The organism is Vibrio jasicida 090810c, assembly GCF_002887615.1.
Classification (GTDB): Bacteria; Pseudomonadota; Gammaproteobacteria; order Enterobacterales; family Vibrionaceae; genus Vibrio; species Vibrio jasicida.
In genome coordinates this window covers 617,379-643,098 of sequence record NZ_CP025792.1, presented here as the reverse complement: position 1 = coordinate 643,098, position 25,720 = coordinate 617,379, and the positions used below count along the sequence as shown (strand labels likewise).

19 protein-coding genes and 1 pseudogene are annotated in these 25,720 nt (G+C 44.1%); 13 read left to right on the top strand and 7 right to left on the bottom strand.

Annotation, left to right across the window (positions count from 1 at the left end; all coding sequences use genetic code 11):
- Nucleotides 1-39: 39 nt before the first annotated feature.
- From C1S73_RS03100 to C1S73_RS03090, 3 genes are all read left to right on the top strand, one after another.
- Entirely contained in the window at nucleotides 40-900 is an 861-nt protein-coding gene (locus C1S73_RS03100; RefSeq protein WP_038873249.1) for a helix-turn-helix domain-containing protein, read from the top strand.
- The gene (locus C1S73_RS03095; protein ID WP_227740573.1) at nucleotides 890-2,074 is read left to right on the top strand and encodes an EAL domain-containing response regulator; all 1,185 of its coding nucleotides are present in this window, start codon (nucleotides 890-892) and stop codon (nucleotides 2,072-2,074) included. The genes C1S73_RS03100 and C1S73_RS03095 overlap by 11 nt, the downstream gene beginning before the upstream one ends.
- Nucleotides 2,075-2,400: 326 nt before the next feature.
- Nucleotides 2,401-4,113 (top strand): GMC oxidoreductase, encoded by a 1,713-nt coding sequence (locus C1S73_RS03090; RefSeq protein WP_038873244.1) that lies wholly within the window; start codon nucleotides 2,401-2,403, stop codon nucleotides 4,111-4,113.
- A gap of 834 nt (nucleotides 4,114-4,947) precedes the next feature.
- On the opposite strand, the gene C1S73_RS28090 is transcribed toward C1S73_RS03090, so the two are convergent.
- Nucleotides 4,948-5,178, bottom strand: a complete 231-nt coding sequence (locus C1S73_RS28090; RefSeq protein WP_227740571.1) for a hypothetical protein — start codon at nucleotides 5,176-5,178, stop codon at nucleotides 4,948-4,950.
- A gap of 395 nt (nucleotides 5,179-5,573) precedes the next feature.
- Between C1S73_RS28090 and C1S73_RS03080 the strand changes: the two genes are divergently transcribed.
- From C1S73_RS03080 to rlmF, 3 genes are all read left to right on the top strand, one after another.
- Nucleotides 5,574-7,502 carry an Ig-like domain-containing protein gene (locus C1S73_RS03080; RefSeq protein ID WP_038873242.1) on the top strand — a complete coding sequence of 643 codons (1,929 nt, stop codon included), beginning with the start codon at nucleotides 5,574-5,576 and terminating at the stop codon, nucleotides 7,500-7,502.
- A 563-nt stretch (nucleotides 7,503-8,065) separates the two neighbouring features.
- Nucleotides 8,066-8,581 carry a M48 metallopeptidase family protein gene (locus tag C1S73_RS03075; RefSeq protein WP_005427832.1) on the top strand — a complete coding sequence of 172 codons (516 nt, stop codon included), beginning with the start codon at nucleotides 8,066-8,068 and terminating at the stop codon, nucleotides 8,579-8,581.
- The gene (gene rlmF, locus C1S73_RS03070; protein WP_038873240.1) at nucleotides 8,568-9,743 is read left to right on the top strand and encodes a 23S rRNA (adenine(1618)-N(6))-methyltransferase RlmF; all 1,176 of its coding nucleotides are present in this window, start codon (nucleotides 8,568-8,570) and stop codon (nucleotides 9,741-9,743) included. The genes C1S73_RS03075 and rlmF overlap by 14 nt, the downstream gene beginning before the upstream one ends.
- Before the next feature lie 156 nt (nucleotides 9,744-9,899).
- Here the strand turns inward: rlmF and C1S73_RS03065 are convergent, their stop codons facing one another.
- On the bottom strand, nucleotides 9,900-10,346 hold the full coding sequence (locus tag C1S73_RS03065; protein ID WP_038873238.1) for a DUF1090 family protein: 447 nt from the start codon (nucleotides 10,344-10,346) through the stop codon (nucleotides 9,900-9,902).
- Between the two features lie 249 nt (nucleotides 10,347-10,595).
- On the opposite strand from C1S73_RS03065, the pseudogene C1S73_RS27745 reads away from it, so the two are divergent.
- The 4 genes and pseudogenes from C1S73_RS27745 to tsgA all read left to right on the top strand — a co-directional run.
- A pseudogene (locus C1S73_RS27745) lies at nucleotides 10,596-10,801 on the top strand (RlmF-related methyltransferase); the annotation flags it as partial.
- Nucleotides 10,802-10,918: 117 nt separating this feature from the next.
- Nucleotides 10,919-12,049 (top strand): GGDEF domain-containing protein, encoded by a 1,131-nt coding sequence (locus C1S73_RS03060; protein ID WP_038873236.1) that lies wholly within the window; start codon nucleotides 10,919-10,921, stop codon nucleotides 12,047-12,049.
- 407 nt (nucleotides 12,050-12,456) lie between these two features.
- Nucleotides 12,457-13,164, top strand: coding sequence for a purine-nucleoside phosphorylase (gene deoD, locus C1S73_RS03055; protein WP_005439921.1), 708 nt, complete (start codon nucleotides 12,457-12,459; stop codon nucleotides 13,162-13,164).
- Nucleotides 13,165-13,251: 87 nt separating this feature from the next.
- Nucleotides 13,252-14,418, top strand: coding sequence for an MFS transporter TsgA (gene tsgA, locus C1S73_RS03050; protein WP_038873232.1), 1,167 nt, complete (start codon nucleotides 13,252-13,254; stop codon nucleotides 14,416-14,418).
- Between the two features lie 72 nt (nucleotides 14,419-14,490).
- Here tsgA and C1S73_RS03045 read toward each other — a convergent pair whose 3' ends face one another.
- From C1S73_RS03045 to C1S73_RS03020, 5 genes are all read right to left on the bottom strand, one after another.
- Nucleotides 14,491-15,165 carry a Crp/Fnr family transcriptional regulator gene (locus C1S73_RS03045; protein ID WP_038873229.1) on the bottom strand — a complete coding sequence of 225 codons (675 nt, stop codon included), beginning with the start codon at nucleotides 15,163-15,165 and terminating at the stop codon, nucleotides 14,491-14,493.
- Nucleotides 15,166-15,174: 9 nt separating this feature from the next.
- Nucleotides 15,175-15,603 (bottom strand): hypothetical protein, encoded by a 429-nt coding sequence (locus C1S73_RS03040; RefSeq protein WP_038873227.1) that lies wholly within the window; start codon nucleotides 15,601-15,603, stop codon nucleotides 15,175-15,177.
- Between the two features lie 157 nt (nucleotides 15,604-15,760).
- On the bottom strand, nucleotides 15,761-19,471 hold the full coding sequence (locus C1S73_RS03035; RefSeq protein ID WP_158654989.1) for a M66 family metalloprotease: 3,711 nt from the start codon (nucleotides 19,469-19,471) through the stop codon (nucleotides 15,761-15,763).
- A 424-nt stretch (nucleotides 19,472-19,895) separates the two neighbouring features.
- A complete protein-coding gene (locus C1S73_RS03025) occupies nucleotides 19,896-21,002 on the bottom strand; it encodes a M20/M25/M40 family metallo-hydrolase (protein WP_038873360.1) in 1,107 nt (368 codons plus the stop codon).
- Nucleotides 21,003-21,604: 602 nt separating this feature from the next.
- Complete coding sequence (locus C1S73_RS03020; protein ID WP_038873357.1) at nucleotides 21,605-22,066, bottom strand: TetR/AcrR family transcriptional regulator; 462 nt, start codon at nucleotides 22,064-22,066, stop codon at nucleotides 21,605-21,607.
- Nucleotides 22,067-22,466: 400 nt separating this feature from the next.
- Here C1S73_RS03020 and hppD point away from each other — a divergent pair, with 400 nt between their 5' ends.
- Genes hppD through C1S73_RS03005 form a run of 3 tightly spaced genes read left to right on the top strand, consistent with a single transcriptional unit; the run spans nucleotide 22,467 to nucleotide 25,710 of the window.
- A complete protein-coding gene (gene hppD / locus C1S73_RS03015) occupies nucleotides 22,467-23,540 on the top strand; it encodes a 4-hydroxyphenylpyruvate dioxygenase (protein ID WP_038873355.1) in 1,074 nt (357 codons plus the stop codon).
- Nucleotides 23,533-24,663 (top strand): homogentisate 1,2-dioxygenase, encoded by a 1,131-nt coding sequence (locus C1S73_RS03010; protein ID WP_038873353.1) that lies wholly within the window; start codon nucleotides 23,533-23,535, stop codon nucleotides 24,661-24,663. Before hppD ends, C1S73_RS03010 begins: the two co-directional genes overlap by 8 nt.
- A 9-nt stretch (nucleotides 24,664-24,672) precedes the next feature.
- Nucleotides 24,673-25,710: a fumarylacetoacetate hydrolase family protein gene (locus tag C1S73_RS03005; protein WP_038873351.1), complete on the top strand. Its 1,038-nt coding sequence runs from the start codon at nucleotides 24,673-24,675 to the stop codon at nucleotides 25,708-25,710.
- Nucleotides 25,711-25,720 lie beyond the last annotated feature (10 nt).

The following is a 25,720-nucleotide window of genomic DNA, read 5'->3' as shown; positions in this document are numbered from 1 at the left end:
TTAATCTTAGTTGATAAAGCAATAGATAAGTAGTCGCCTATGTTCGGAGAAATCATTCGCTCATTCAGAAAGCAGAGTAGCCTATCGCAGTTGGATTTTGTTAACGCACTACAAAAAAGTAGCAGTAACTTTGACAATTTAGATGTCGTCACGTTGAGTCGATGGGAAAGGGGAGCAACAAAACCGCACTTAAACAGGCAAAACGAGATTTTAGACATGTTGGGTGTCGATATCTTTGACGTGTGGTCGGCCGTCAATGACGTCAACAACTTGCCTGACTATACCAACAGAATAAACAACCACGGTTACTTTAATGAACGTGGTGTCGACGAAGTCGAGCTGATCGTACTTAACGCAACAAACCTAGACAGGCTAGGCGAGGTGTTAAACCTTGTTAATGCAATCTTTGAATACGAAGAAAACGCAGTGTTAAAAGCGATGGAGTTTCAAGGATTAACGCGAGAATCCATTGCCACGAAAATAATCAACCAACATGGAGGTGAACTTACGATTGCAGTTAAGCATGGTCAAATATTGGGGCACTTGTTTTCAGCCAGTTACAGTCTTGCCACTGATTTTCTAGGTGAGGATATGTTGTTTCATGATAAGAACGTGCACTTTATTTTGTCATTTAACTGCTCGCACATTGCTTCTCTGGTCGAGACATTAAGCCGAGAAGTCTATCGCTATATCCATAGTTTGGATCCAAATACAGAGCTGGTTTTGTATGTGAACAATCCAGTTATATTCAATCTGTTTTTCTCTTTGAGTTTCGAGTATCGAAGTGTATCGAGACAAGATGTGGTGTTCAAACTGATGAACATTGACATCAAGACTCTGAAATCTCAGAGGGTTTGGATGAACCTACTATCTCAATATAAGGATAAGCATGATGTATAAATCAGTACTTGTTGTTGATGACGTAGAGTTATCGCGAGAAATTATTAAAAGTGCGGTTTTGGCTGCGAGTGATTGTGCAAAGATCACCTGCGTCGAAAACGCTTATTCAGCGATCAATAAAATACGCAATAAGAAGTTTGATTTGGTCATTATGGACATCATGATGCCAAATGGAGACGGCTTTGAATTGTTGAGCATGATTTCACAGCTAGCGATCTCGACGAAAATCATCGTTATTTCGTCACTTAATAGCGCAGTTATCGATTCAATGCCGCAAATTGGGAAACTGTATGATCTTAATATCTTCAAAGCGTTAGAAAAGCCAATTAACTCCAAGAACGTCACTGATCTTGTCACGGAGGTTTTTGCCCAAGACGATGAGCAGCGAGAAACGGGTCATCGATACACCCATGATGTGAACATCTTTGACTTTCCGATTGGTGCTTATTATCAACCCCAGGTATCAACGATTAGCAACGGTATTATTGGCGTGGATATCAGTGGTAACTGGTTCAATAATGACGATGGGTTGTTGTTGTCGACACACCTTCTGCCAGAAATTGGTACATTGACGAGTAAAAAACTATTTAACCAGATCGTTATTGGAAGGTTCCTTCAAGACTACAAGGCGTATTTTAAGGAACTAGCCAATCGACTGTATTTTACCCTTCATATTCGCAGTGACTTCATTGACGATAGCTTCATTTACGGTTGCTTAATGGAGCTGGTTAAGTTTAATCCAAATCATCATTTTAGCCTGTATGTGGAGAGTGATGATCTACTTGAAGCCGATAGCTCGACGCGGATTCACCAGCTAGATGCACTGTTGACCAATGGCGTTAGCTTGATTCTGGGCTCGGATAAGCTAACAGCGGAGCGTGTTATTTCGGCCTCGAAACTGCCTGTACGCGAGTTAAAATTAGCCGGTTATAACGATCCTACATTCAGTGCGAATGATAATGGTGATTTACTGCTGAGTATTTCTAACGCGTCTAAGCAAAGTAACCTCAGTGTAATGCTCGATGGAATAGAAGATGCGGCACTGAGTCAGTTGGCGGCGTCCAATGGGTTGACAAAGCAACAAGGCATTTTGTTTGGTGGGCCTGTCAATGCGGAAACACTCACCAAGACACTAATAAAACAGAATAGGGGCATACCGGAAGGGGAGGTTTAATCACCGAGCAAACTATGGTTTTGCTTTCCCGAGCCTTAATTTTCAATCAACACCAATCGCTTTCTTGGTTTGATTCTTTCCAAAGTTAATCCTCCGAGAAAAGTGTCTCACAGTGGCAATGGCATTATTTACTTCAAGCACTCCACGTTTATTTAGTAGACACTTTTCTCTTAAACCCTTGCACTTCAGTTTCTATTGAATGCAAAGGTGTCTATCTAAACAAACCGAGCTTTTTCAATAGGTTTCATTCTGAAATGCTCTATTTTCCTGACGCTTAATTCAATCAAAATAAGAATGACTTTAGTGTTAGCTCAAAAGGAGTTGTTATGAAACAAAACGATCGAAGAGGCTTTATTAAATCATTTACCGCAACATCAGTCGCGGTTGGTCTAGGTGTTGCTTCAGCACCTTCAAAAGCCTTTTTCTTCAAAAAGAAAGAAGACACGGACCTAGATGTAGTGAAGGACTCCCCTATATTAGAAAAGTATTTGCCCGAGCTTTTTGAACGTCCGCCTCAGCTAAAACACCATGCGCCAGTGCTGATTATTGGTAGTGGGTTTGGCGGAGCAGTCAGTGCGTATCGACTTGGCAAAGCCGGTATCAAAACTTCCGTGATTGAACGAGGTAACCGTTGGCCAGTAGACACTAAGCGTGCCGTGTTTGCTCACGATATGATTGCGGACAAGCGTATGTTTTGGCAACGAGATAAAACGACATTTCCTGCGCTGACATTCGATCTACCATTCCTGCAAACAATCACTCCTCGAAATATCGAAAAATTTGGCGGGGTGTTGGATATTGTTGATAGACCGGGAGAAAACAATATCGATGGCTCTGATTTGCTACTCGGTACCGCAGTTGGCGGTGGCTCAGTCATTTACACAGGCGTGATGGTTATTCCCAAAGAGGAGCACTTCAACAAACTGTACCCTCAAGAGCTGTCATACAAAGAGATGGTAGAGACATATTATCCTCGTGTTCAATCTGTACTTAAACACAGTGAAATGCCCGATGACATTTTTGCTAGTCTGCCTTTCAAACACTGCCGTGATTGGAATAAAGAGGTGAAAAAAGCGGGTTACCAGCCTTATAAAATTGAAGGCAACTGGAACTGGGATGTGGTTCGCAAAGAGCTAAAGGGACAGAGCCTTCCTTCGTCGACCATCGGCCTGACTAACTTCGGGAATAGTAACGGTTGTAAGAACGATCTTGGTCAAAACTACATTCCTTTAGCTGAGGCGACAGGGAATGTGACAATCCACCATAATCACGATGTGCGTAACATCCGCATGAATGGTGATATTTACGAGTTAGATGTGGCGGAGATCGATGCGTATGGCAATGTTGTACATGAGCAAACCGTGACATGCGAAAAGCTGATCATTTCTGCGGGTTCTTACCATACAACACGTATGCTGGTTCGTGCAAAGGGTCGAGGTGACTTACCTGATCTCAACCAATATGTGGGGCAAAACTGGGGAGATAACGGGAATCGAATGGGCTTCCGACAATCGCCATTTGGTCTGCCGTCTGGTGTTGCTCAAGGTTCGCCATCACCAACGGCCATTTACGTTGATGAAAATGGTAGAAGTCCGATAGCCGCTGAAAACTGGGCGAATGCGGGTATTGCAGATGTTGGTATTTCGATGATGTTGTCAGTGACTGCAGACTTCAAAAACCGTGGTAGCTTTAGATACGATCCATCAACCGATGATGCAAAGCTTTATTATCCGAAAGCGTTGGAAAAAGATGCGACAGATGCACTCCGAGCAATCAATAACCGTGTTGCAAAAGCCAATTGGCAACGCATTGGGGCACAAGGTTTCTCTGATGTAATCTTCACTGGTGCACACCCGGTTGGTGGTATGGAGCTTGGTAAGGCGACGGACATGTATGGTCGTGTCCATGGTTATAAGGGGTTGTACGTGATCGATGGTGCGCTCATTCCAGGCAACAATGGTTGTGCTAACCCTGCACTGACTATCGCAGCACTTGCGGAACGAAGTATTGAAACGATTCTTGCTGAAGACTTCGCTTAGCTTACGGTTGCACTGAATAATCAAAGGCCTGATAGATTCGGGCCTTTTTTACGAGTGTGAATTTTTTAATTAAGTACTATCTTTTGAGTGTTTGAGTGTTTGAGTGTTTGAGTGTTTGAGTGTTTACGCAACGGAGGGCCAAGCCGCTGCCATCAATGCAGATGCTAGATGAATCTACGGGCAAAAGGAGAGAGCAAGATAAAGCCACCTACACGGTAAGTGGCTTTAAGGTGAGTTAATGGTTGTTCATTAACCAAAAGAGAATGATTCAAAGCAACCTTGAATCCAAGCTTTACTGTCACCTTGAATATTGTAAGTTTTGTTCTTGCCACTGCCATGTGGTTAGAACTTAAAGCTTAGGCCACCTAGGTTATTGAACTTCACAAATGGTGTTGTACCACCAACGACTTTTTCAATCTTTAAACCAGATATGGATGATTCAAGCAATTGAATGCTGGTCTATTCCTTTGCCCGGATCGTAGGTCCTTCTATTGCTCCATTGCCAACCCATTCACCATTTTCATTGATCACCTCGGAGCGGTTAATGCTAAGGGTTGATGTATCAACAGAGTCAGGAGTAATGTCACCAGTCACATTGGTTGCAATCTCCGCGAAGCGTGAATACAGCACTGGCTTTACGGAGTATTTTAAGGTGTTATCCGTCAGGTTCGGTGTTTTAACACCAACCGAGACATTAGAAACATCGTAAGAGAGGGTATTTTCATCGGGCAAATCAGGAATGCTGACAGAAAAAGAGATACCGGTTAGGTCTGTAAGAGAGGAGAGGCTTTGCTTAGAGATAGGAAGAGAACAAATGCCATTAAAAAAGTCACCTTAATACTGCTCAGTGCCTATGGTTAGGCTGGTGTCATTATCAACAATATCCACTTCAACATAATATTGTTCATCATCAATAGGGTCACCGGTTGTGACATCAAAAACATTCACAGCGAGCGTATGGGGTTGATCGAAGACATCACCTGCAAAGGTTGAGGTAGAAGCGCCAAGTGCTACCGCGAGATATATTGCACTCTTTCTCAAGCTGGGCTGTGTTAAATTAAACACTGTTTACACTCCTTGGTATTAAAATAGACAAGTTTCATATTTTCCGTATGTAATAAAATTAATCGCCTAACGCTCTAATTGAGAATCGCACGATTTCTATGAATTAATTTATTCGAATTTTCTAAATTAATTCATTTCTATTGAATAATAATTAAACTGAATGTGAATTGGCATTTATAAATAAAAGCATTTAAAAGAGCCTTTGACGGTGTGGTGGTGTGTTTAACTGTATGTATTTAATGGTTTTTTATTTTTAATAGAATTTTTCTGATAACTTTTATGTATTGAAATTAGCAAAGTAAGCATCTCTGCAAATATTAATGCATACGTGCTGTTACTCCTTGTTACCTATATCGGTAAGCTTATATTCGCTCAGCAAATATAGGAGTAAGCGCATGAAAATAAGCACCTCAATAAGGTCTACATTACTGACTGTGCTGACAGTAATAGGACTTAGTGCATGTAACCACGGAGTGAAAGAACTGGTAGTGACACCAAAAGAAAACAGTGTTCCTATTGGTTTTCAACTTCAATTAAAAGCAGAAAAAGTAACAAAAAAAGGCAAAGTTACTGATGTAACCATTAGTGATGATGTTAAATGGAGCAGTTCAGACGAATCAATTGCAACGGTTGATGACAATGGACTGGTGTCTACAGGTGATGTCACAGGTGTTGTGAAGATTACTGCAGTGGGCACATTTAGTGGTAAAAAATACGAAGACACAGTGATTGTCGAAGTAACGGAAGCGGTTGTTACATCTATCACCGTAACGCCAAAAGATGCCTCGACACCTGTTGGTCTGACTCGTTCGTATACAGCGACGGCAAACTTCTCTAACGGCCAGGCTATCGATGTTACAAGCGATAGTTCGACCAGCTGGGATAGTAGCGATTTTAATGTTGCAACCATCTCAAATGATGAGGAAACCAAAGGCCAAGTGAAAGCGAAGTCTGTGGGAGAGTCGACGATCACGGCATATATTGACGTTGATGGAGAACGCTTTAGCGATAGTGCGACATTGAACGTCACTGAAGCAATTGCCGTTTCTTTGGAAATTACACCAAAACTTCAAAGTGTATCGGTGGGACTCACAGAGCAATTCTCGGCTATCGTAACCATGTCTGATGGTGAAAAGCTGGATGTTACTAATGAGAACTCAATCAATTGGTCAAGCAGTGAGACAGATATTGCAACGGTATCAAATGACGCGGGTTCAAAAGGTCTCGTAACGGGTGTTGATACTGGTTGGACAACGATTGTTGTTTCTGGCGAAGTAAACGGCGAGTTTGTATACGCAAATGCGGGTCTACAAGTAACGCGCGCGGTTATCACTTCTCTCGAAGTTACCCCTGAAACGGAATCAGTACCTGTCGGTCTTTCTAAGCCGTTCAAGGCATACGCGACATTGTCTAGCGGCGAAGTTATCGATGTTACCAACGACAGTGCGCTAAGTTGGAGTAGTAGTGATTCTAAAATCGCGACAATTTCAAACTCAGAAGTGGATAAAGGCACAGCAACGGGTGTTGCGATGGGTGAAGTTACCATTACTGCCTTTGTAGAAGCGGACGGTGAAGAAATTACCGACACAGCGAAACTGGTTATCACTGAAGCGGTCGTGCTGAAGTTAGATGTGACGCCTAAACCTCAAGACAGCTTGGATACGCCTCAAATTCCATCAGGGAAGACAAAGCAATTCAAAGCAGAAGTCGTGATGTCAGATGGTGTTCGCATTGACGTAACAACAGCAGACAACCTTTACTGGAGCAGTGATGATCCAGAAATTGCAACCATCTCTAACAGTGCTGGTGAAAAAGGTCTTGCGACGGGTGTCGAGGTTGGCAAAGTATTTATTACTGCGCGTCTACTAACTGATGATTACACCATCGAAGATAACGCTGAGCTAACGATTACGCCACCACATAGTGCCTCATTCTACGTATTTACGGAACGTTCTGAGAATATCGTTCAAGGTGAGATGGTGCATTATATCGGCTATAGCCGAAACATCATGGGTCGCTACATTCCAACCTCTGGCTTCATGCACCTAAACAGTGCTATCCAATTCATCTACATTGATGGTGGTGAAGGTAAGCCAATTGAAGAGCACAAATTCTTCTTTGGTCAAAGCAGTGAAGAGCCAATCTCAGGTGCTTTACGCTATGAAGCAACCTTTGAGTGGGATGACGGTACAGAAACGAAAGGCATCCTGGAATGGGATTTCGAAGAGAAAGTTTACTTCCTAACGGATCCTACCGTTGTTGAAAAGCTTCTTGATTTCGAATTGGACTTCAGTCTTATCGTTTCTAACGAAGGCGACTTCTAAATACCAATGAAGTAAAAATACCGATAGCAATCGTCATTGATGTAATGACTTGTCTAAGAGGGAGTGAGAAATCGCTCCCTCTGTTTTGTTTATCGCCTTATAAAACAATAGAAATAACCATCGTCACATCTTCCGGAGGGAATATGCCTGATGTAGAGCGCATAAAAGATGAGTCAATAAAATTGCCCAACGCCTACCGATCTTGGCTAGAATATTGGGAAACCGTGCAAAACCAGCAAGCAACCAATTGTTGCAATTCACGTTGTCTAGAAAGGGCAGAGTTAGGTTGTTTGGTTCGAAATAAAACAACGCAAGAAACCTTAGTTACTGCGTTGTGCCCATTGTGCGCAAGTGACACAAATAAGAAAGTTCACATAACAAAACGTTTACTCGCTAAAAAGCCATATACAAAATAAACGTATCTGCCAAGAGGAGAACATGCTGTTCCAGAGGTGCAGAGGGACAAGGTTGAAAGCCTACGCGAATGGTAATCCTAAGATGAAACTCTTGCTAATCTCGGGTATATTTAGCGCCTTTCTTTTGTCATAGCAGACTTAATACGCATGCATCCGTCACTTCGATACATTCAAGGTTATCCGCAAAACATTGTCGAGCAAGTCAGTTCACTCATCGACAGCGGTAAACTGGTGCCTTGGTTCGAAAAACGCTACCCAGATAGACACCAAATCAAAAGCGAAAAGGCACTCTACGAGTACGCAATAGCAATCAAAAACCGCTACATGAAGAAAGCCGCGCCAATTAGCAAAGTGGTCTACGATAAGAAAATTCACGCCGTCAACAATGCACTTGGTTTGCATAGCGTGATAAGCCGTAACCATGGTGGCAAGCTAAAGTCGAAAAATGAGATTCGCATTGCGAACGTGTTTAAAGATGCACCTGAAGCGTTATTACGCATGCTGGTGGTGCATGAGTTGGCACATACTCGAGAGAAAAACCACGACAAAGCCTTTTACCAACTGTGCTGTTATATGGAGCCTGAGTATCACCAACTCGAATTTGATGCTCGTCTGTTTATGATTTACCTCGATTTAAAAGCGAATTCGAATGAAGACCAATAATTACAACGCGAAACAAGCTCAGCCAAAATCGGCGAAGTCTAAACTGGGTAAAGATGCTACCAAGATCAAACCAAAGCGTGTGAAAAATAAGCCGACAGCAAAAGCCGCAAGTGCTGTAAAACGCACTGATCTGAAAACTAACGCCGCTAATCTAAGCAGCGATGTAGAAGTGATCAAAATTGCTAAAAGTGGATTGCATGAACGTAATGCACATCGAGGTCGTTACGATTTCAAAAAACTGATCACAGCAGAGCCTCAGCTCAAATCATTTGTGATTAAGAATCCGAAAGGGGAAGACTCAATCAACTTCTCCGATCCAAAAGCCGTCAAGATGCTGAATAAAGCATTACTGGCAGCGCATTATGATATTGAATATTGGGATATCCCTGACACTTACTTGTGTCCGCCGATTCCTGGGCGTGCGGATTACGTTCATCGTGTAGCCGAGTTGCTCGATGGTGAAGTAAAAGGCAAATATGCGCACGATAAAGTGCGAGCGCTTGATGTTGGTGTGGGGGCAAACTGTATTTACCCAATTGTAGGTGTGACTCAATACGGATGGCATTACACTGGTAGCGATGTTGACCCAAAATCGATTGAATCAGCACGAGCAATTACAGCGCTTAACGCCACGTTAAACGGTAAGGTCGAACTTGTACAACAAACCAGTGAGTCCAATATTTACCGCGGTATTATCCAGCCAAACGATCGCTACGATATTACGACTTGTAACCCGCCATTCCACCGTTCAGCTGAAGAAGCGGCGATGGGTAGTCAGCGTAAGTTAGACAATTTAAAAGCGAATCAGCGTAAGAAGGGCGTAAAGGTTCAAGCTCATCAAGCAAAAACGCCGCAAGTTACAGCCAATAAACCAGCGCTTAACTTTGGTGGGCAAAATGCTGAGCTATGGTGTGAAGGTGGTGAAGCTGCATTCATCCGCAAAATGGCGAACGAAAGCCAAGCATTCAGTGCGCAAGTACTCTGGTTTACCACGTTAATCTCAAAGAAAGACAATGTTCGTCCGATGCGTAAACAACTTGAAAAGTTGGGTGTCAAAGCGATCCGAATCGTGGAAATGAGCCAAGGACAAAAAATCAGCCGCTTTATAGCTTGGTCCTACATGGACAAATCGCAGCGTAAAGCGTGGATTGAATTAAAGTAATGACCAGAAAGCAGGTATCTAAATGATTAGAAAAATAGCGCCATGTTAGTGGCGCTATTTTTGATGACTATTGATAATGAGGTGGTTATTTTCCCTTAGAAGTATGAAACACGAATTAAAGGCTTGACCAAAAGTCATTACCATTTGTTAACTCAACTAGACCCCAACAATAGATTTTAGTTTTTTGTAACTATCAATCGCTTGGTTTAATTCTAATTGTTTTTCAAATACCTCATCTTTCTTTTCGTCAACTTCTTCTTTAATATCTTTGATGTCTTCAAAGTCACCTGAGTCGATAGATTCTCGAAGTTCTGATTCTTTTTCTAAAAGCTCCTCCTTTGCTTCTTCAAGATCTGCCGTTTTTTCTTGTACTTCTTCTTTCGCTATTTCTAGCTGATCTGCATCGTTACAGTATGTTAAAACTCGATCTAAAGATCGTTTTAATCCAGCCTCTTTGGCCGTATATCCGGCATCTTGAGCAAATTTTATCTTTAGTTCCAGCTCTTGGACTTTTTCTTGACAAGATTGTACTTCAGCTGAAGCGTTGAAACTGATAAATACAGCCGAAAGTAACGTTATACACGTCATCGATTTTACTTGCATTTTTTACATCCTTTTATTTATGTTAATAACTTAGATACAAATAGTTTTCCGTAATTTACGACAAGTGGTGAGCTTGAAATATTATGCTATCCACTTAAAAAACTAAGGTAGTATAGAATTTAAAGAGTCGAGGTACTCATAATTTGTTATAAAAGTTAATGCTTATTAAGTTGTCAGGTATATGTGGTTGTGTGTAATTAAGTTATTGATTTGTGGGTATATTTTAAATTGTTTTTAACTTTGAAATATAGAATGGTGAACGAAAGCATAGCATTTAGTGCTCAAGATCTTTGGTTTACCACGTTAATTTCAAAGGAAGACAATACTCACCCGATGCGAAAAAACTTGAAAAGTTGGGTGTAAACGGGATATTTCGAATAGTGGAAATGAGCCAAAGCCGAAAGGGTAGTCTCATGGATTGGTACTATTTTTTAACAATAAATTTATTAATTTAATATTTATAACAAATTTGGCTATTCTTCTGATTAATAGATTTGATTATAAGGGCTATCAACTTTAAATAACATGGGGTACTATTCCCCACAAGAAATAGTGTTAATACATGAATAGTTATGTTTGATAATGAACTGATCATTTTTCCTTGGAATCACAATTTTGAGACAGGGATTAAAAAGATCGATGAACAACATTACCATCTCTTTTTATTGGTAAATAAATTAGCCAATACGTTGATTTATGATGACCAAATAGAAGTTGACGGTGTGTTTAGTGAATTAAAGGACTACGCTCAATATCACTTCTCTTTTGAAGAAAGCATCTGGAACGAGCACTTTCTCGATGATGTTTGGAATGATGATCACAAGAAAAGTCATGCGTCGTTCGTTAACGAAGTCATCAAGATTCAATCTGAATCTAAAACCCTCAACTGGCAAGAATCTATCGAACATATTCTGCAGTTCTTAATTCGTTGGCTCGTATTCCATATCATCGGCGACGACAAGAAAATGAGTGTCGCATTGAAAGAGTTGGAATCTACCGATTCTTTAGAGACGGCAAAAGTGAATGCGGTAGATACACTGCAAGGTATCAACGGTTTAGTCGCAGATACCGTTCTCAAAATGTATTTTGAAGTGTCTACTCAATCCATCGAGCTTGTTAGAGAAAAACATCGTCGTTTTGTGGCAGAGAAAGAGTTGAGATGTCTCAACAAAAAGCTGCAAGAACTTGCGATAACTGATGAATTATCGGGACTATATAACCGTCGATACTTCAACATCATGACGCCAGACATTCTTTCTAAAGCGCAAGCAGGAGAGCAAACTGTCAGCTTTATTTCCATTGACTTAGATTACTTCAAACAACTTAATGACGAGCTTGGCCACCTAAAGGGCGATGAGGCCATCACCAAGGTTGGGACGTTATTATCTTCGCAATTCAACGGTGTTGATGAAATCGCTTTTCGAATGGGCGGGGAAGAATTTCTGATAGTACTTGTCGGTTCAGAGCATGAGTATTGTGTTGAGCGCGCAGAGTCACTGAGAGAATCGATCTCTAAACTTTCAATCCTATGCGAAAATAATTCTCAGGCTCACTTGCTAACGAGCTCTATTGGCGTATTTAGTCAACGGGTAGAAACACACTTAGACATTCGATACTTCTTAGATAAAGTAGACCAGTGTTTATATAAAGCAAAACTGAGTGGAAGAAATAAGGTTGTTGCAGAATCTATACTCACTATTTAATCTAAATAAAAACTATAGGTGATTTTTATAAATATAATAAAAAGGAAAAGTAATACCATAATTACAAATTTTCTTTTGAGAGGCTCTTAAAAATAATGACAATGAATCTGATTTATTGAATGAGTTAAAGTTATCAGCGGCCCTCTGATTAAAAAGCAAACCTGTAAACCTCCATGACAGAATTTGTAATCTGTTTTTATATTTCTTTCTTTACCGTAGCTATTTCAGTCATTAATGATCATTCGCTTCGAGCCGATGCAACTTCGTCGGTTTATCTGTTGAACTGACCCCATATTTACTGTTTGCTCAGTTATGAGAGCTCGCACTTTCAAACCGGACTTTTGTCCTGAAACTTTGCCCTGTTTCCTCATTATGATTGCGCCATCAGAACGAAAGAGGAAAACACTATGACTGCTCATATCGCAGGTTCTGCAGAAGATTTTGCTTCAACTGTTATCATGCCGGGCGACCCGCTACGCGCGAAATACATCGCTGAAACCTACCTAGATGATGCCAAATTGGTTACGGACATTCGTAACATGTTGGGCTACACCGGTTATTACAAAGGTCAGCGCATTTCAGTGATGGGGCATGGCATGGGTATCCCATCAATGGTGCTTTACGGTCACGAGCTGATTAATGACTTTGGTGTGAAGCGCATCATCCGAATCGGTAGTATCGGTGCGACGCAAAAAGACGTTCACATGCGTGACGTTATCCTAGCCCAAGCGGCAGGCACAGATTCACCGACGAATGCTAAGCGCAGCAGTGGCTACCATATGGCAACGTCTGCAACGTTTGAACTGCTGCACAACGCTTACATGTCTGCGAAAGAGAAGGGCATTGATGTCAAAGTAGGTAACATCTTCACTGGCGATCTTTACTACGATCCGGATGAAGACATGATCCCAGCCCTAGAGCGCTTTGGCGTACTTGGGGTGGATATGGAAGTAGCGGGCTTGTACGGCTTGGCACACCAATTCGGCATTGAATCGCTGGCGATTTTGACCGTGTCTGATCACTGCATTACTGGCGAAGAAACCACTGCAGAAGAGCGTCAGCTTTCTTTCAACAACATGATTGAAATTGCGCTAGAAACTGCGATTAAAGCTTAACCCTACAATTGAGTTTTCTTTGAGAGCTGGTTAGTCGGCTCTCTCTAATACTAAGAACATCTACCTCATGAGCCCTTGGAGTGAATTATGAAAAATAAAATAACACTCACCGCAATTAGCTTTCTCGCTAACTTCATTATGGCGGGTTTTGCGACCCAATTTGGTATGTTGGTTGAACCGCTTGCCAACACCTTTGATGCGAACGTTAACGAAGTCGCGTCGATTTTCTCGCTATTAAACGGTGGCGCACTTGCCGGCACTATTGCGGCTTTCTTTTTGATTGAAAAAGTCGGCATTAAGCGCATGACCGTATTGTGTTACGGTGCGATTACCGCTGCGGCACTGAGTCTATATGTCGCGCCATCTCTGTTTATCGTAATGCTTGGCATGACCGTAATTGGCTTTTGTGGCGGTGTCGGTCTTTGTATCGCGGGTACTATCGTCGTATCGGTATGGAAAGACAAAATTCAAAGCACCATGCTGGTGGTTCAAGATGCGACCTTTAATGTTGCAGGCGTCGTCTTCCCATTGATCACCACTTACGCGCTGACGAACGCAATGAACTGGAGCATCAGTTACCTAAGCGTGGGTGTAGTGGCGTTGGCAACCATGTTTGTTGCTTTGCTGACTAACTTTAACCAATGCGGTGGTGAAAGCGGCTCTGAGCAAGAAGCAAAGTCTGAATGGAACTTCGGCATCATCAGCGGTGGCGTAGGTTTGTTCCTAGGTATGCTTGCGCTATACACCTTTTTAACTTGGGCGCCAATGTTCGTAAAAGAGAAGTTTGATATCCCATTTGAGCAAGCAGGCAACATCATCACTCAATACTGGTCTGCAGCTCTGGTTGGTGCATTGGTTTCTACCGTGATTGTTTCGCGCATGAAGATTCAAACTTTCCTACTGACCATCATCTCTGTTGCTATGGTGATCACCAGCGTTATCGTCACCACGGAAAAACTAGAATGGTTGTCATACCTGACTTACGGTTACGGCTTTGCTTGTGCAGCGCTTTACAATGCTTTCATCGCTTACGGTGTATCGTTTGTGCGCAATGCAACCAGTAAGAACGTGTCTTACATCTTAATCAGCGGCAGTGCGGGCGCGATGTTTAGCCCAGCTATCAGTTCGGTAATGGAAAGCGTGGTTGGTCTGCAAACCGTGATGTACGCTATTCCTGTTATCTACGCAGTGGTCGTCGCAATGCTGGTGGTTTCAATGAAGTTTAAGACAGTAGAGCAAACGCAAACCGCTTAAATGAAATTAAGTAAGAGAACAAAAAGGTCTGCACCATGCAGACCTTTTCTCGTTTATAAGTGAAGAACTCAACTATTCTTCAACAAAATTACGTAGTCCGTCCAAATCGAGAATACGTAATCCTTTCTTTTCTTTGGCGATAAAGCCTTTGCTTTCAAGCTCTTTCACCGCGCGGCGATAAACACGGTCTGAGGTGGCAAATCGCTCCGCTTCCAAATAGTTCTTTTGGAACCCATCCACTGGCAGGTCATTTAAATACTGATGATAGATGTCGTATGCCACGTTATAGGTGATTGGGTAGAGTAATCGGCGAGAAAGAATCTCCACCGTATCTTGGTAATCAATCGCGATGGCGCTGGCAAAGTAAAGCGACAGTCGAGGCTGTTCTAACAAGCATTTTTGCAGCTTTTGCGCGTCAATAATCGCAACTTCAACCGGTTCTACCGGAACGATGTCCATTTGGCAGCGATAGCCGGTAAAGAACTCCATCTCACCAAAGACTTGTTGTTCACACTCAAGCGTACCAAGCAGAAAGGTTTTGCCGTTTCTTGCCGTGACACCCATGGAGATACGACCGGAATCGACCAGATATAAGTTTTCGACATGCTCACCTTGGGTAAGGAGCTTTTCGTTTTCATCAAAAATTCGGCGCGTACAGATGCAATCTCGGATCGTTTTTTCGATGAGATGTTTATCTTCACTCCATTGCGCCTCAAAGCGTCCTTTACCTAGGGTTTGTAATTGCATCGACGTACCTTAAATGACAATTCCCGCTAGCTCAAAACGTGCCATTAATGGCTTGCTCTCTTGCTGATACCAACTTGCTGACATGTTGGGTTTAAGCTGGGATTTTTCTTGTTTGCTGATCACAACATAGCGCAAAAATGTGTCGAGTGTGCTCGCCATCATTTCAAAGCTCATATCGCCATCTTTACTGATGGTTTTTAATAGTCCAACGACCGTATCTTCCGGTATCAATGGTTCGATAACCGCATGTTTGCGCTGGGTAATTGTCTTAGAACAAGGTAGTGATACACGGGCTGTTTCCCAACACACTTTGTTGGTTTTACTCACGAGGTTGTGTTTGTAGCAGTAATAGCTAAACAAAAAGCGTGACAGGTTCTGCCAGCGCTCAGCTTGGACTTCTAACCAAAGGTGTTGCAGCTCGATATCAGCGTCAGTCATGGGAATGAATCAGAAAAGGAAAAGAGGGCGTAGTGTAACTCGGTTTGAGGGCTACGCCAAAAAGACCGCAGAAATAAAATAGAAAGAAGCCCTACACAAGTCTGAGCTTAGGTAGGGCGTTAACGTTAAATGATCATGCTACGAACATTTTTACGAGTTAGAACTGACCGAGATATTGCCAATCAGCGTTGTTTGGGTTTGCCTCCGTTGGCCAAGGGAAGTACCAATACTTGCCGTCAATGAGGCGGTAGTAATGGTAACCACCACGGAAGTGGTACACGTAAATATCGTTTATCGTTCCCGTGTTGTTGTTCTCGCCCCAAACTCCCATGCTATCTTGCTTGTGCCAGTTTAAGATTTCGGCTTCAAACTTAGCTAGGTCACTGTTGAGCTCAGCAATGTACTGTTCAATATCTGTATCGCTACCAATAAAGCGCCAATCAGCGTCAGAGGTGTTTTGAACTGGCAACGCGCTGTTCACTCCCGGACGTTTTTGCATAAAGTAACGGCGCTCACCACTTTCATCGGTATCAATGAAAATAGCGTTCTCAGATTGTCCCCATGCCGTTGAACTCGCTTGTTCCCACGTTAGCAACTGCGGTTGATTGAAGTAGCCGGCAATGCGCTGTGCATTGTCGATGTTACTACGATCTACTTTCAGTGGGTTAAAACCAAACTGAACATGGTTTTCCGCTGAGCCTAGGTACTTCCAGCCTTCATTGTCTGCTTGGGCGGTTGGGAAATCCGCCGCAGAGATATCACGCATTAGGAAGTAATCGCGAGTGCCGGTGACTGGGTTAGGGTACACGTAAAGTGCACCAGCGCGGCGTTCTGCGCTTGTCTCACCATTGTTCAGTACGCCCGCTCCGTAGTTGTCTGCTACGAACTTGTCGAAGTCAGCCACAAAGCCAAAGTCGATGCGGTTTAACGCTGCGTTGTCGGCAAACATGACTTGTTCATCAATGTATTGTTTGTAACCGTGCTCCTGACCAACAAAGATAGGACCAACAAGCTTGTCGATCGCTGGGTTTTGATCAGGGATCAAACTATCTAGCACTTGCTCACCATTCACGTCAGTACAACTTAAGGTGACACGAGTCGGTAGTGGCAGCTGCTCTAGGTTAAAGTGGAACTTATTGCTTTGTGAGTCGTTTAATCGGCTACTTGCAACCGCAATGTTCTGTACTGAGCCATCCTGACGCTCCACCGTAACCGCACAGCTACGTTGAGAGATCATACTCGGTTGATGCATTCCACCTTGATGTCGAGCGTAACGCCAATCCGCTCCGTTGTTGTGTTTCACGCCACTAAACTGCTGGCAGTGGGAAGAGGTAAAGTAGCCGGCACCGTCATGGCTCGTGCCGGATTTATCAAGCACGCAAAGTGGCACTTCGCCAATTTCGGTGTTCGGCGTGTAAGTCACAGCACCTTCACCGTATTTAGACAGCAATGAGTAGTTATGATCTTGAGATATCATGCGCTCACGCTGACCATTGATGTTCCAGTACATGTCTTCGCTGCTTTCACAACGCATCATATCTTCACTGACGCTACCAACGAAGTTTGCACTTTCGCCGTTGCTTGCCGTGTAGGTGAACTGACAAATACGAGCCTGCTGGTTGTTGACCTTCATCGTCTGCCACAAATCTTGTTGAATTTGCTCGTCAGACAAAGAAGACACCACTTGCCAACCTTCCGGATGATAAGTTACATCTGGTGCAGAAGGCTGCTCAAACACGTTGCCGTAGTTGGAGTAAATCAGCGGGTAAACTTGGCTTGCAAGTTCGTTACGCGGATCGTAAATGCCCAACATGGTGACAACAGGCACGCCTGCTGCAGTAGGTACTGGCGTGTCGGTTTGTGCTTCTTCGTACCTTTGGCTTTTTTGATTCCAACGAACATAGCCAGTCGAGCTGTTTAAATCGACGTTAAAACCGTTATTGAGCCAAGTTTGTACGCGGCGAGACTGAGAGGGGTGCTCTAACGTGTAATGACTAATGGTGCCTAATAGTGCGGCTTCACCACCGGCTTGAGCGTCACGCATAAAGCGGAATTCACCAGCAAATGGTGGCACCACTTCGCCACCCACATCGTTAGTCGTGGCTTCACCTGTCCAGTGTAAGTTACCAATAAAGCGGCGATGCAGAGCATCCCAACCCCAACCAGATTCCAAATCGTGCGTAGAAGCATACCAAGGGTAGTGACCCAGACCGTAGTTATGACCCAACTCGTGCGACCATTCGTTACCAGTTGTCGCCGTTAATGTCACGATGCCACCGCCGCCACTGCCGCCATGGTCAATAATGCCGTTGGTGTACACGCCGCGGTTGGTGTGCGCAGTAATATGGTTGAAGCGTTTATTGTAAGCTTGCGAATAACCAGCACTATCAGTAATGCCGACGTTCGCGTTATTCACACCTGTAGATACCAGTGCTTTACCAATGGCTTCACGCATGTCACCGCCGTGCCAGCCACCTTCACCATCGGAGCTTGTGGTGTAAACCTTACCGTTTGGTAGCGTCACTTTCGGGAAATAAGCGGCGGTGTAATCCGCCATCACCAGTTTAGATGCTGGGATTTTCTGGAAGTAATCGGTGCTGAGTTTTGCCATATTTTTGATCATGGTGTTGCCATCACGTGGCGCTGTGAGCATACCCATGTCGATGTTTTGAATGATAAGCTCCGGCGCGCCGCCAAAGACAAGTTCATTGGCAGCTAAGTCGCCTTGGCGATCAGTGTTATCGGTTAAGCGCAGCGACAAGCCTGGCTTCATCCAATCCCATTGCAACGGCAGTGACCACGCGTGATGGGAGAATACCACTTTAGAACGTCCATTATCTGGCTGATCAGAAGCCGCAAGCGCGCTTGGTGGCAGCATTGGGAGGCGAGTGATTACAGTGCCTTCAAAGCTCACTTCTACCCAAACTTGTTGAACTGTTTTGTCTTCTGGCGTGAATAAAAGCAGAGCTTCACGGTCGATCACCAAGTCAGGGAACAGGTTCACATCGTTTTGATTCGGGGCGGTGGTAGTATGGGTTTGAGCAAAATGGATAGAACCAGTCAAATCGCCATTCAAGTGATTGTCTAACGGCAATTCGTCTGCGTAACCAAGGCGTGCAGCACTTGTCGTGAATTCAATCTTTTGTGGCTCGATACAATCGATCGCATTACATGACGAAAGCTCCGCCGTGTACCGAGTGTCTGGTTTCAGGTTACCAATGAACAAGCCAGATTGAACGTTGTCATAATGAACGGGCTCTGAACCTGATTCGGTCAACGTCAAAACCACATTGTCATTCGCGTTTTGCGTAGCCCATTTTAGCTGAACCCCTTGATCTGAAACGCTGGCTACGTTCAATGCATTGATGCTTGGCGCAGATAGGTCGCCACAATCAGAAGTCTCGATGTTTTGAATCATATCTGACTGCCAAATGTATTCGCCATTTGGACGCTTAGAGCCGCGGGCAGCAGGGATATATTCTACGTAGCAACCTGTGTCGTCTGGGTTCATCACACCAAACTCTTTGTGCATCAGATAGAAGCCGCCGTTGTACATGATGAACTCCCATTCAGGACCGACGAAGTCCACCACATTGCGGTAGGCTTGGTCTTGATCGCCGAATAAGAATGGGAACTTAGGGTAGCCATCAAAGTTCACCCAGTATTCATAGCCTTGGAAATCAAGGTAGGTTTCGCCATCGCGTTGAGACGTACCTTGACCTTTGTCTGCTAACTGCTTGAGCATTTCTATGCGTTCAAAGGTTTGGTTTCCGATTTCGACCAAGGTTAGGTCGTGGTTCGCGTTTGCGAAAGTGGCTGTACTTCCTAATAAGGATGAGATCAGCCAAGCGAGCGTGTTTTTCTTCATATTAGACTCTACTTTTGCCAATTGAATAGACATTTATGTGTCGCCAGAAGCTCGACACAGTATGGAGGGGGATTACATAAGCACTCTTAATGCAAGTAGCTTATGGATTTGATTATCTGATGGGAGCCGCCGACGAAATAGATAGCATGAATTATGCCTGTGATTTTGCTTCCAGCTCTGATTTGATCACGAAAGCAGATTGGTACCTTATGTCCAAATTCACATTTATCCATCTATACAAAATGACGTTTTCTATGTATGCGTACGCCATATTGCTCTGGGGAATCGTTGTTTTTTGGTGGCTTAACTGCGTAATAGAAGGGGACGTTACTCAACGGAAATAAAAATCCCCTCCATGCGTAAAGCAGGAAGGGGATTTAGGTTACGTTTTAGATTAAGCGCAAGTTGTGCTTACTTAGTTCGCTTATTTGACGAGGAAGTGCTTAACGAATTCCGTGATTTTCACCATGTCGTCAACCGCGATGAATTCTTCAGTTGTGTGTACTTTCGCCATACCAGTAGAAAGGTTTACCGTTGTTAGACCTTTCTTGTTGAAGTTGTTTGCGTCGCTACCGCCACCAGTGCCTTTTGTGAATGCATCGATGCCCATGTCAGCGAATGCCGCTTTGATTGCTGAGACGTGAGCGTTGTCTTCTTCGATAACAAATGCGTCGTATGCGCGGCTTGATTCGATTTCAACTTCTGCGCCGTGTTTTTCACATACTGACTCGAAGGTAGAGATCATATGGTTCACTTGCGCTTCTAGCTTCTCACCGTTTAGAGAGCGTGCTTCAGCAACGATTTTTAGTTCTGGCATCACGATGTTTGTCGCTTGACCGCCGTTTACCATACCGATGTTTGCTGTGGTTTCTTCGTCGATACGAAGCAGCTTCATGTGGTTGATTGCATCTGCCGCTACCATGATTGCGCTGATGCCTTCTTCAGGTGCTAGACCCGCGTGTGCTGGGCGACCTTTGATTGTTGCAACGATTTTTTGCTGACCAGGTGCTGCTGTCACGATAGTGCCGATAGGACCGCCTGTGTCCAGTACGATCGCTTCTTTAGACGTTACGTGCGTCATGTCGAAGTACTCAGAGCCGAACAGACCGCCTTCTTCATGCACAGTGAAAGCAAGCTCTAACGTTTTGTGCTCTAGGTTTTCAGCTTGGATGCAACGAACCGCTTCCATGATTGCAGCAATGCCAGACTTGTCATCACCGCCAAGGATCGTATTGCCTTTAGATCGAATGATGCCATCTTCGATGATCGGCTCAATGCCGATACCAGGCGTTACTGTATCCATGTGGCAGCTCATGAGGATAGAGCCTTCTTTCTTACCTTCTAGACGTGCATAAACGTTGAAGCCATTAGAAATTTGTTCTGGTACAGGTAGTTTTTGAACCGTAAAGCCTAACTCGCCCAGTTGCTCAGCCAGAGTTTCTGCGATTTGTTTTTCATTCATAGATTCGCTATCGATGCGAACCAGTTGGCAGAAATGTTCAACTAGACGTTCTTGATTAATTTGTGTCATTTGGATGTCTCTTTCTTTCTTGGTCGAGAGCGCAGCGGTATAGAGTGCGAGCCCGAAAGGGAACAGAACACCTCTTATTACATACCTAGTCCGTGTCAAAACTGTCTTGAATCAAAAAATACCGCTGCCTGACATTCTCTTGACCTACGAATTACCGGATCTGATGCGGCGGTCACGAAAGTAAAAATGGGCTAGGTAAATATGTAAACAAGACTAACACCCAGTTTTTTGGGGTGATAGAGAAAAACTAATCGTTTGTTATGAGCTTTTAGCGAATTTTTACAAATATCGAAAGTGACTGATTTATATAAGGGCGAGTGGTATTTATGTACAGAGTCGAGCTATTTATGTAATTGATGAAAAGTTAACAGTATAACTGCATAGTCGATTGTAATTTAACGGGTAATTATTGAAGCAGTATCACATCTATGGGTTAATACAGTCTCTGTTTATTCATGTCCTCTCGCACTGCCTTTCTGGATAGGCCGAACTCTGCAAAGGGTTCGGCCGCTATACTTAAATAATAATCAAATCCAAGTTTTCTGAGTATAAAAACGCAAAAAGCCGAGTCGCTGACTCGGCCTCGTATCCAGATAATTGGGTTAACTTTTTTGCAAGCTCAATAAAGTTACGCCTATCAACCATTCAATCGTGCGTTGGCATGACTTGTTAAGCTTGAACGATGCAACAGTCTCAATCTGCGTTTGAATCTCATTGAGATAAGGTGTGTGATGCTCACAAACTGTCATCAAAAATGCCAAACGCCAAATCGCCATAAACGCTTCATCGCCAAACGCATGTTCCCAACTGTCAATGAAGTCTTTTTCATTACCTGACATGTTCAACTTATCGGCCATGATTTTTAGTAGTCGGCCTTGTAGAGCGCGAGGAATATCGGCTTTCTTTGCAAAGTGATGGCTTATGCCCGTCCTCGATATTCCCGATTGCTCACTCAACGTCGTGTAGGACATCTTCTCGTAACCAAGCTTGATCAACTGTTCTGTCGCGACATCGAGGATGGTGTTGATGGTAATCTGGGTATCTTCTTTAGTTCGGCGTGCCATAACTATTTGCCAGTGTAGTGGTTAAAAAATGATACTACCACTTATCGGCACTCATTCCATATATTATCAGAATAATTGTCCGTATATTGACACTGTTTGAATGAGAATTGCGCGTTACTGCCCATAAAAGTCATTGCGGTAACAATCTGTTTACATCTTGATTGGGAGTGTAAATTTAAAAACGATATGCTAATTCGTTGATATTATGTGTTTTCCTTATTTTTCACGTAAACGATTGCGGGTGAATAATGTTGTGTAACATATTTTTTACATTACGTTGCAAAAAGTGCATGAAGCTAGATTTCCTCGTATGTATTCCAATTTTTCTCCTCCTGCGCCAAGTTAGAAATATCGAACAAGAACGTATGTTCAAACACAACAATGACATAAGGAGAAAGTCATGGTGGACACCTACAACCCATTAGGCACGGATGGATTCGAATTTGTGGAATACACAGCGGCGGATAGCGAAGGTATTGAACAACTGAAAGCGCTGTTTGTTTCGTTGGGTTTTGCAGAAATCGCAAAACACCGTTCTAAAGAGGCTTGGCTGTACCGACAAGGTGACATCAGCTTTATCGTTAATGCTCAGCCGCACAGTCAGGCAGAAGGCTTCGCTAAAGTTCATGGACCTTCCGTTTGTGGCATGGCATTTCGCGTGCAAGACGCTAACGTGGCGCTAAAGCAAGCGCTGGATAACGGCGGTGAAGAGTACAAAACGGAAATCGGTCCGATGGAGCTAAGCATTCCGGCAATTTACGGTATCGGTGAGAGTCTTCTGTACTTCGTTGATCGTTACGGCAAACAGAGCATTTACGATGTCGACTTCCGCTTCTACGATGATGCAGAAGAGCGTCTAGCGAAAGCAGACGTTGGTATGTACGAAATCGACCATCTGACTCATAACGTGAAGCAAGGTAACATGGACGTGTGGTCTGGATTCTACGAGCGCATTGGTAACTTCCGCGAGATTCGCTACTTCGATATTGAGGGTAAGCTGACAGGGCTTGTTAGCCGCGCAATGACCGCGCCGTGTGGCAAGATCCGCATTCCAATCAATGAGTCTTCTGACGACAAGTCGCAGATTGAAGAGTTCATCCGTGAATACAACGGTGAAGGTATTCAGCACATCGCGATGACCACCGATGACATCTACCAAACCGTTCAAACACTGCGTGATCGTGGCATGGACTTTATGCCAACACCAGATACGTACTACGAGAAAGTCGACGAGCGCGTAAAAGGACACGGGGAAGACGTCAGCAAACTGCGCGATCTACAAGTTCTTATCGATGGTGCGCCAACCAAAGATGGCATCTTGCTGCAAATCTTCACCCAGACCGTAATTGGTCCTGTGTTCTTCGAAATCATTCAACGTAAAGGCAACGAGGGCTTTGGCGAGGGTAACTTCAAAGCCTTGTTTGAATCGATTGAAGAAGACCAAATCCGCCGAGGAGTACTAAACGATGCATAAATGGATCACATTCCCTCATCGGGAGGGAGTGTGCTCCAAGCAAGCACATGCTGATTTCCCGGAAGAGGCAATTTACGAACGTGAAGCAGGCCGAAGTGGATTCTTTGGCCCTGCTGCACACTTTCATCATCAACACGCACCGACAGGTTGGTCTGAGTGGGAAGGCGAATTACGCCCGCGCGCGTTCGATTTCAACCTAGTTGAAACGGCGAGTCAGATTTCGCCTTGGGCAGTGCCGCATCTTCTACACAACGCCAACTGTAAGATCCGTATATGGCGTATGGACGCGAAGATGGACTTCTTAGTGCGTAACGCCGATGGCGATGAGCTGCTGTTTATCCATCACGGCACGGCAGATCTTTACTGCGACTATGGTCATCTCAAAGTGAGCGAAGGTGATTACGTGATGATCCCACGCTCGACCAGTTGGCGATTAGAACCAAGTGAGCCAATGTTTGTTCTGATGATTGAAAACACCGATGCTGCTTATGCTTTGCCAGAAAAAGGCATGGTGGGCAATCATGCTGTGTTCGACCCAGCCGTTCTGGAAACGCCGTCAATTAACGACGAGTTTCGTGCGCAGTACTCAGAAGATCAAACTCAAGTTCATGTGAAGCGCCATGATAAAGTCAGCGTGATTACTTACCCATTCAACCCGCTTGATGCGATTGGTTGGCACGGTGACTTGGCAGTGGTGAAAGTGAACTGGCGTGATATTCGACCTTTGATGTCGCATCGTTATCACTTACCGCCTTCTGCCCACACTACATTTGTTGGTGCTGGATTCGTAGTATGTACGTTTGTACCTCGACCAATCGAAAGCGACCCTGGAGCTCTGAAGGTGCCGTTCTATCATAACAATGACGATTATGACGAAGTCTTGTTCTACCACGCAGGGGATTTCTTTAGCCGTGACAACATTGAAGCAGGAATGGTGACTTTCCATCCGGCAGGCTTTACTCATGGCCCTCATCCGAAAGCGTTCAAAGCGGGTCAGGAGTATAAGAAGAAGTTCACCGATGAAGTGGCAGTGATGATTGATACGCGCCACGCGTTAGAGTTTTCTGACGAGCTCGATAAGGTTGAAAACAGAGAATACGTCTATAGCTGGCAAGAGAAGTAAGGGGCAAGGATGAAATTAGCAACCAAGAAAAATGGCACTCGCGATGGTCTGTTGATGGTCGTGAGCAAAGACCTGACACAATGTGTTCCGGCAACCGAAATTTTCCACGCGATGCATCTCGCACCAACCATGCAAGTGGCATTGGATAACTGGGACAAAGTCGCTCCACAACTAGAAGAGCTTTATAACGCGCTAAATAATGGTTCGGTTTCAGGAAGTGAAGCGTTTGAATCCCACTATCTAGAGTCACCATTGCCTCGCGCCTATCAATGGGCGGATGGCAGCGCTTACGTCAATCACGTCGAATTAGTGCGGAAAGCGCGCGGTGCGGAAATGCCAGAAAGCTTCTGGACCGACCCTTTGATGTATCAAGGTGGTTCTGACGCATTTATTGGTCCTTGCGACAACATCGAATTTGCCAGCGACGAGTGGGGCATCGACTTCGAAGGTGAAGTTGCCGTGATCACTGGTGACGTGCCGATGGGAGCAAGCATTGCAGAAGCACAAGAATCCATTCGCCTTATCATGCTCGTAAACGATGTGTCGTTGCGTGGTTTGATTCCGGCAGAGCTGGCAAAAGGTTTCGGCTTCTTCCAATCAAAACCGTCGTCGGCGTTTTCTCCTGTTGCAGTAACGCCAGATGAGCTAGGTGAAGCATGGTATGAAAACAAAGTTCATTTGCCTTTGGTATCAACCTATAACAATGCACCATTTGGTTGTCCGAATGCTGGAGTAGATATGACGTTTGATTTCGCTGATTTGATTGTCCATGCCAGCAAAACCCGTCCACTTTCTGCGGGCGCAATCATTGGCTCGGGTACAGTATCAAACAAACAAGGCACGGAGCACGGTACCTCTATTGAAGAGGGTGGCGTAGGCTATTCGTGCATTGCAGAAGTGCGCATGATTGAAACCATTCGTGATGGTAAACCGTCGACAAGCTTTATGTCGTTTGGTGACTCAATCAAGCTAGAGATGTTTGACGCAGATGGCAACTCGATCTTTGGTGCGATTGATCAGCAAATCAGCCAATACCTAAAACACTGAGAATGAGGGG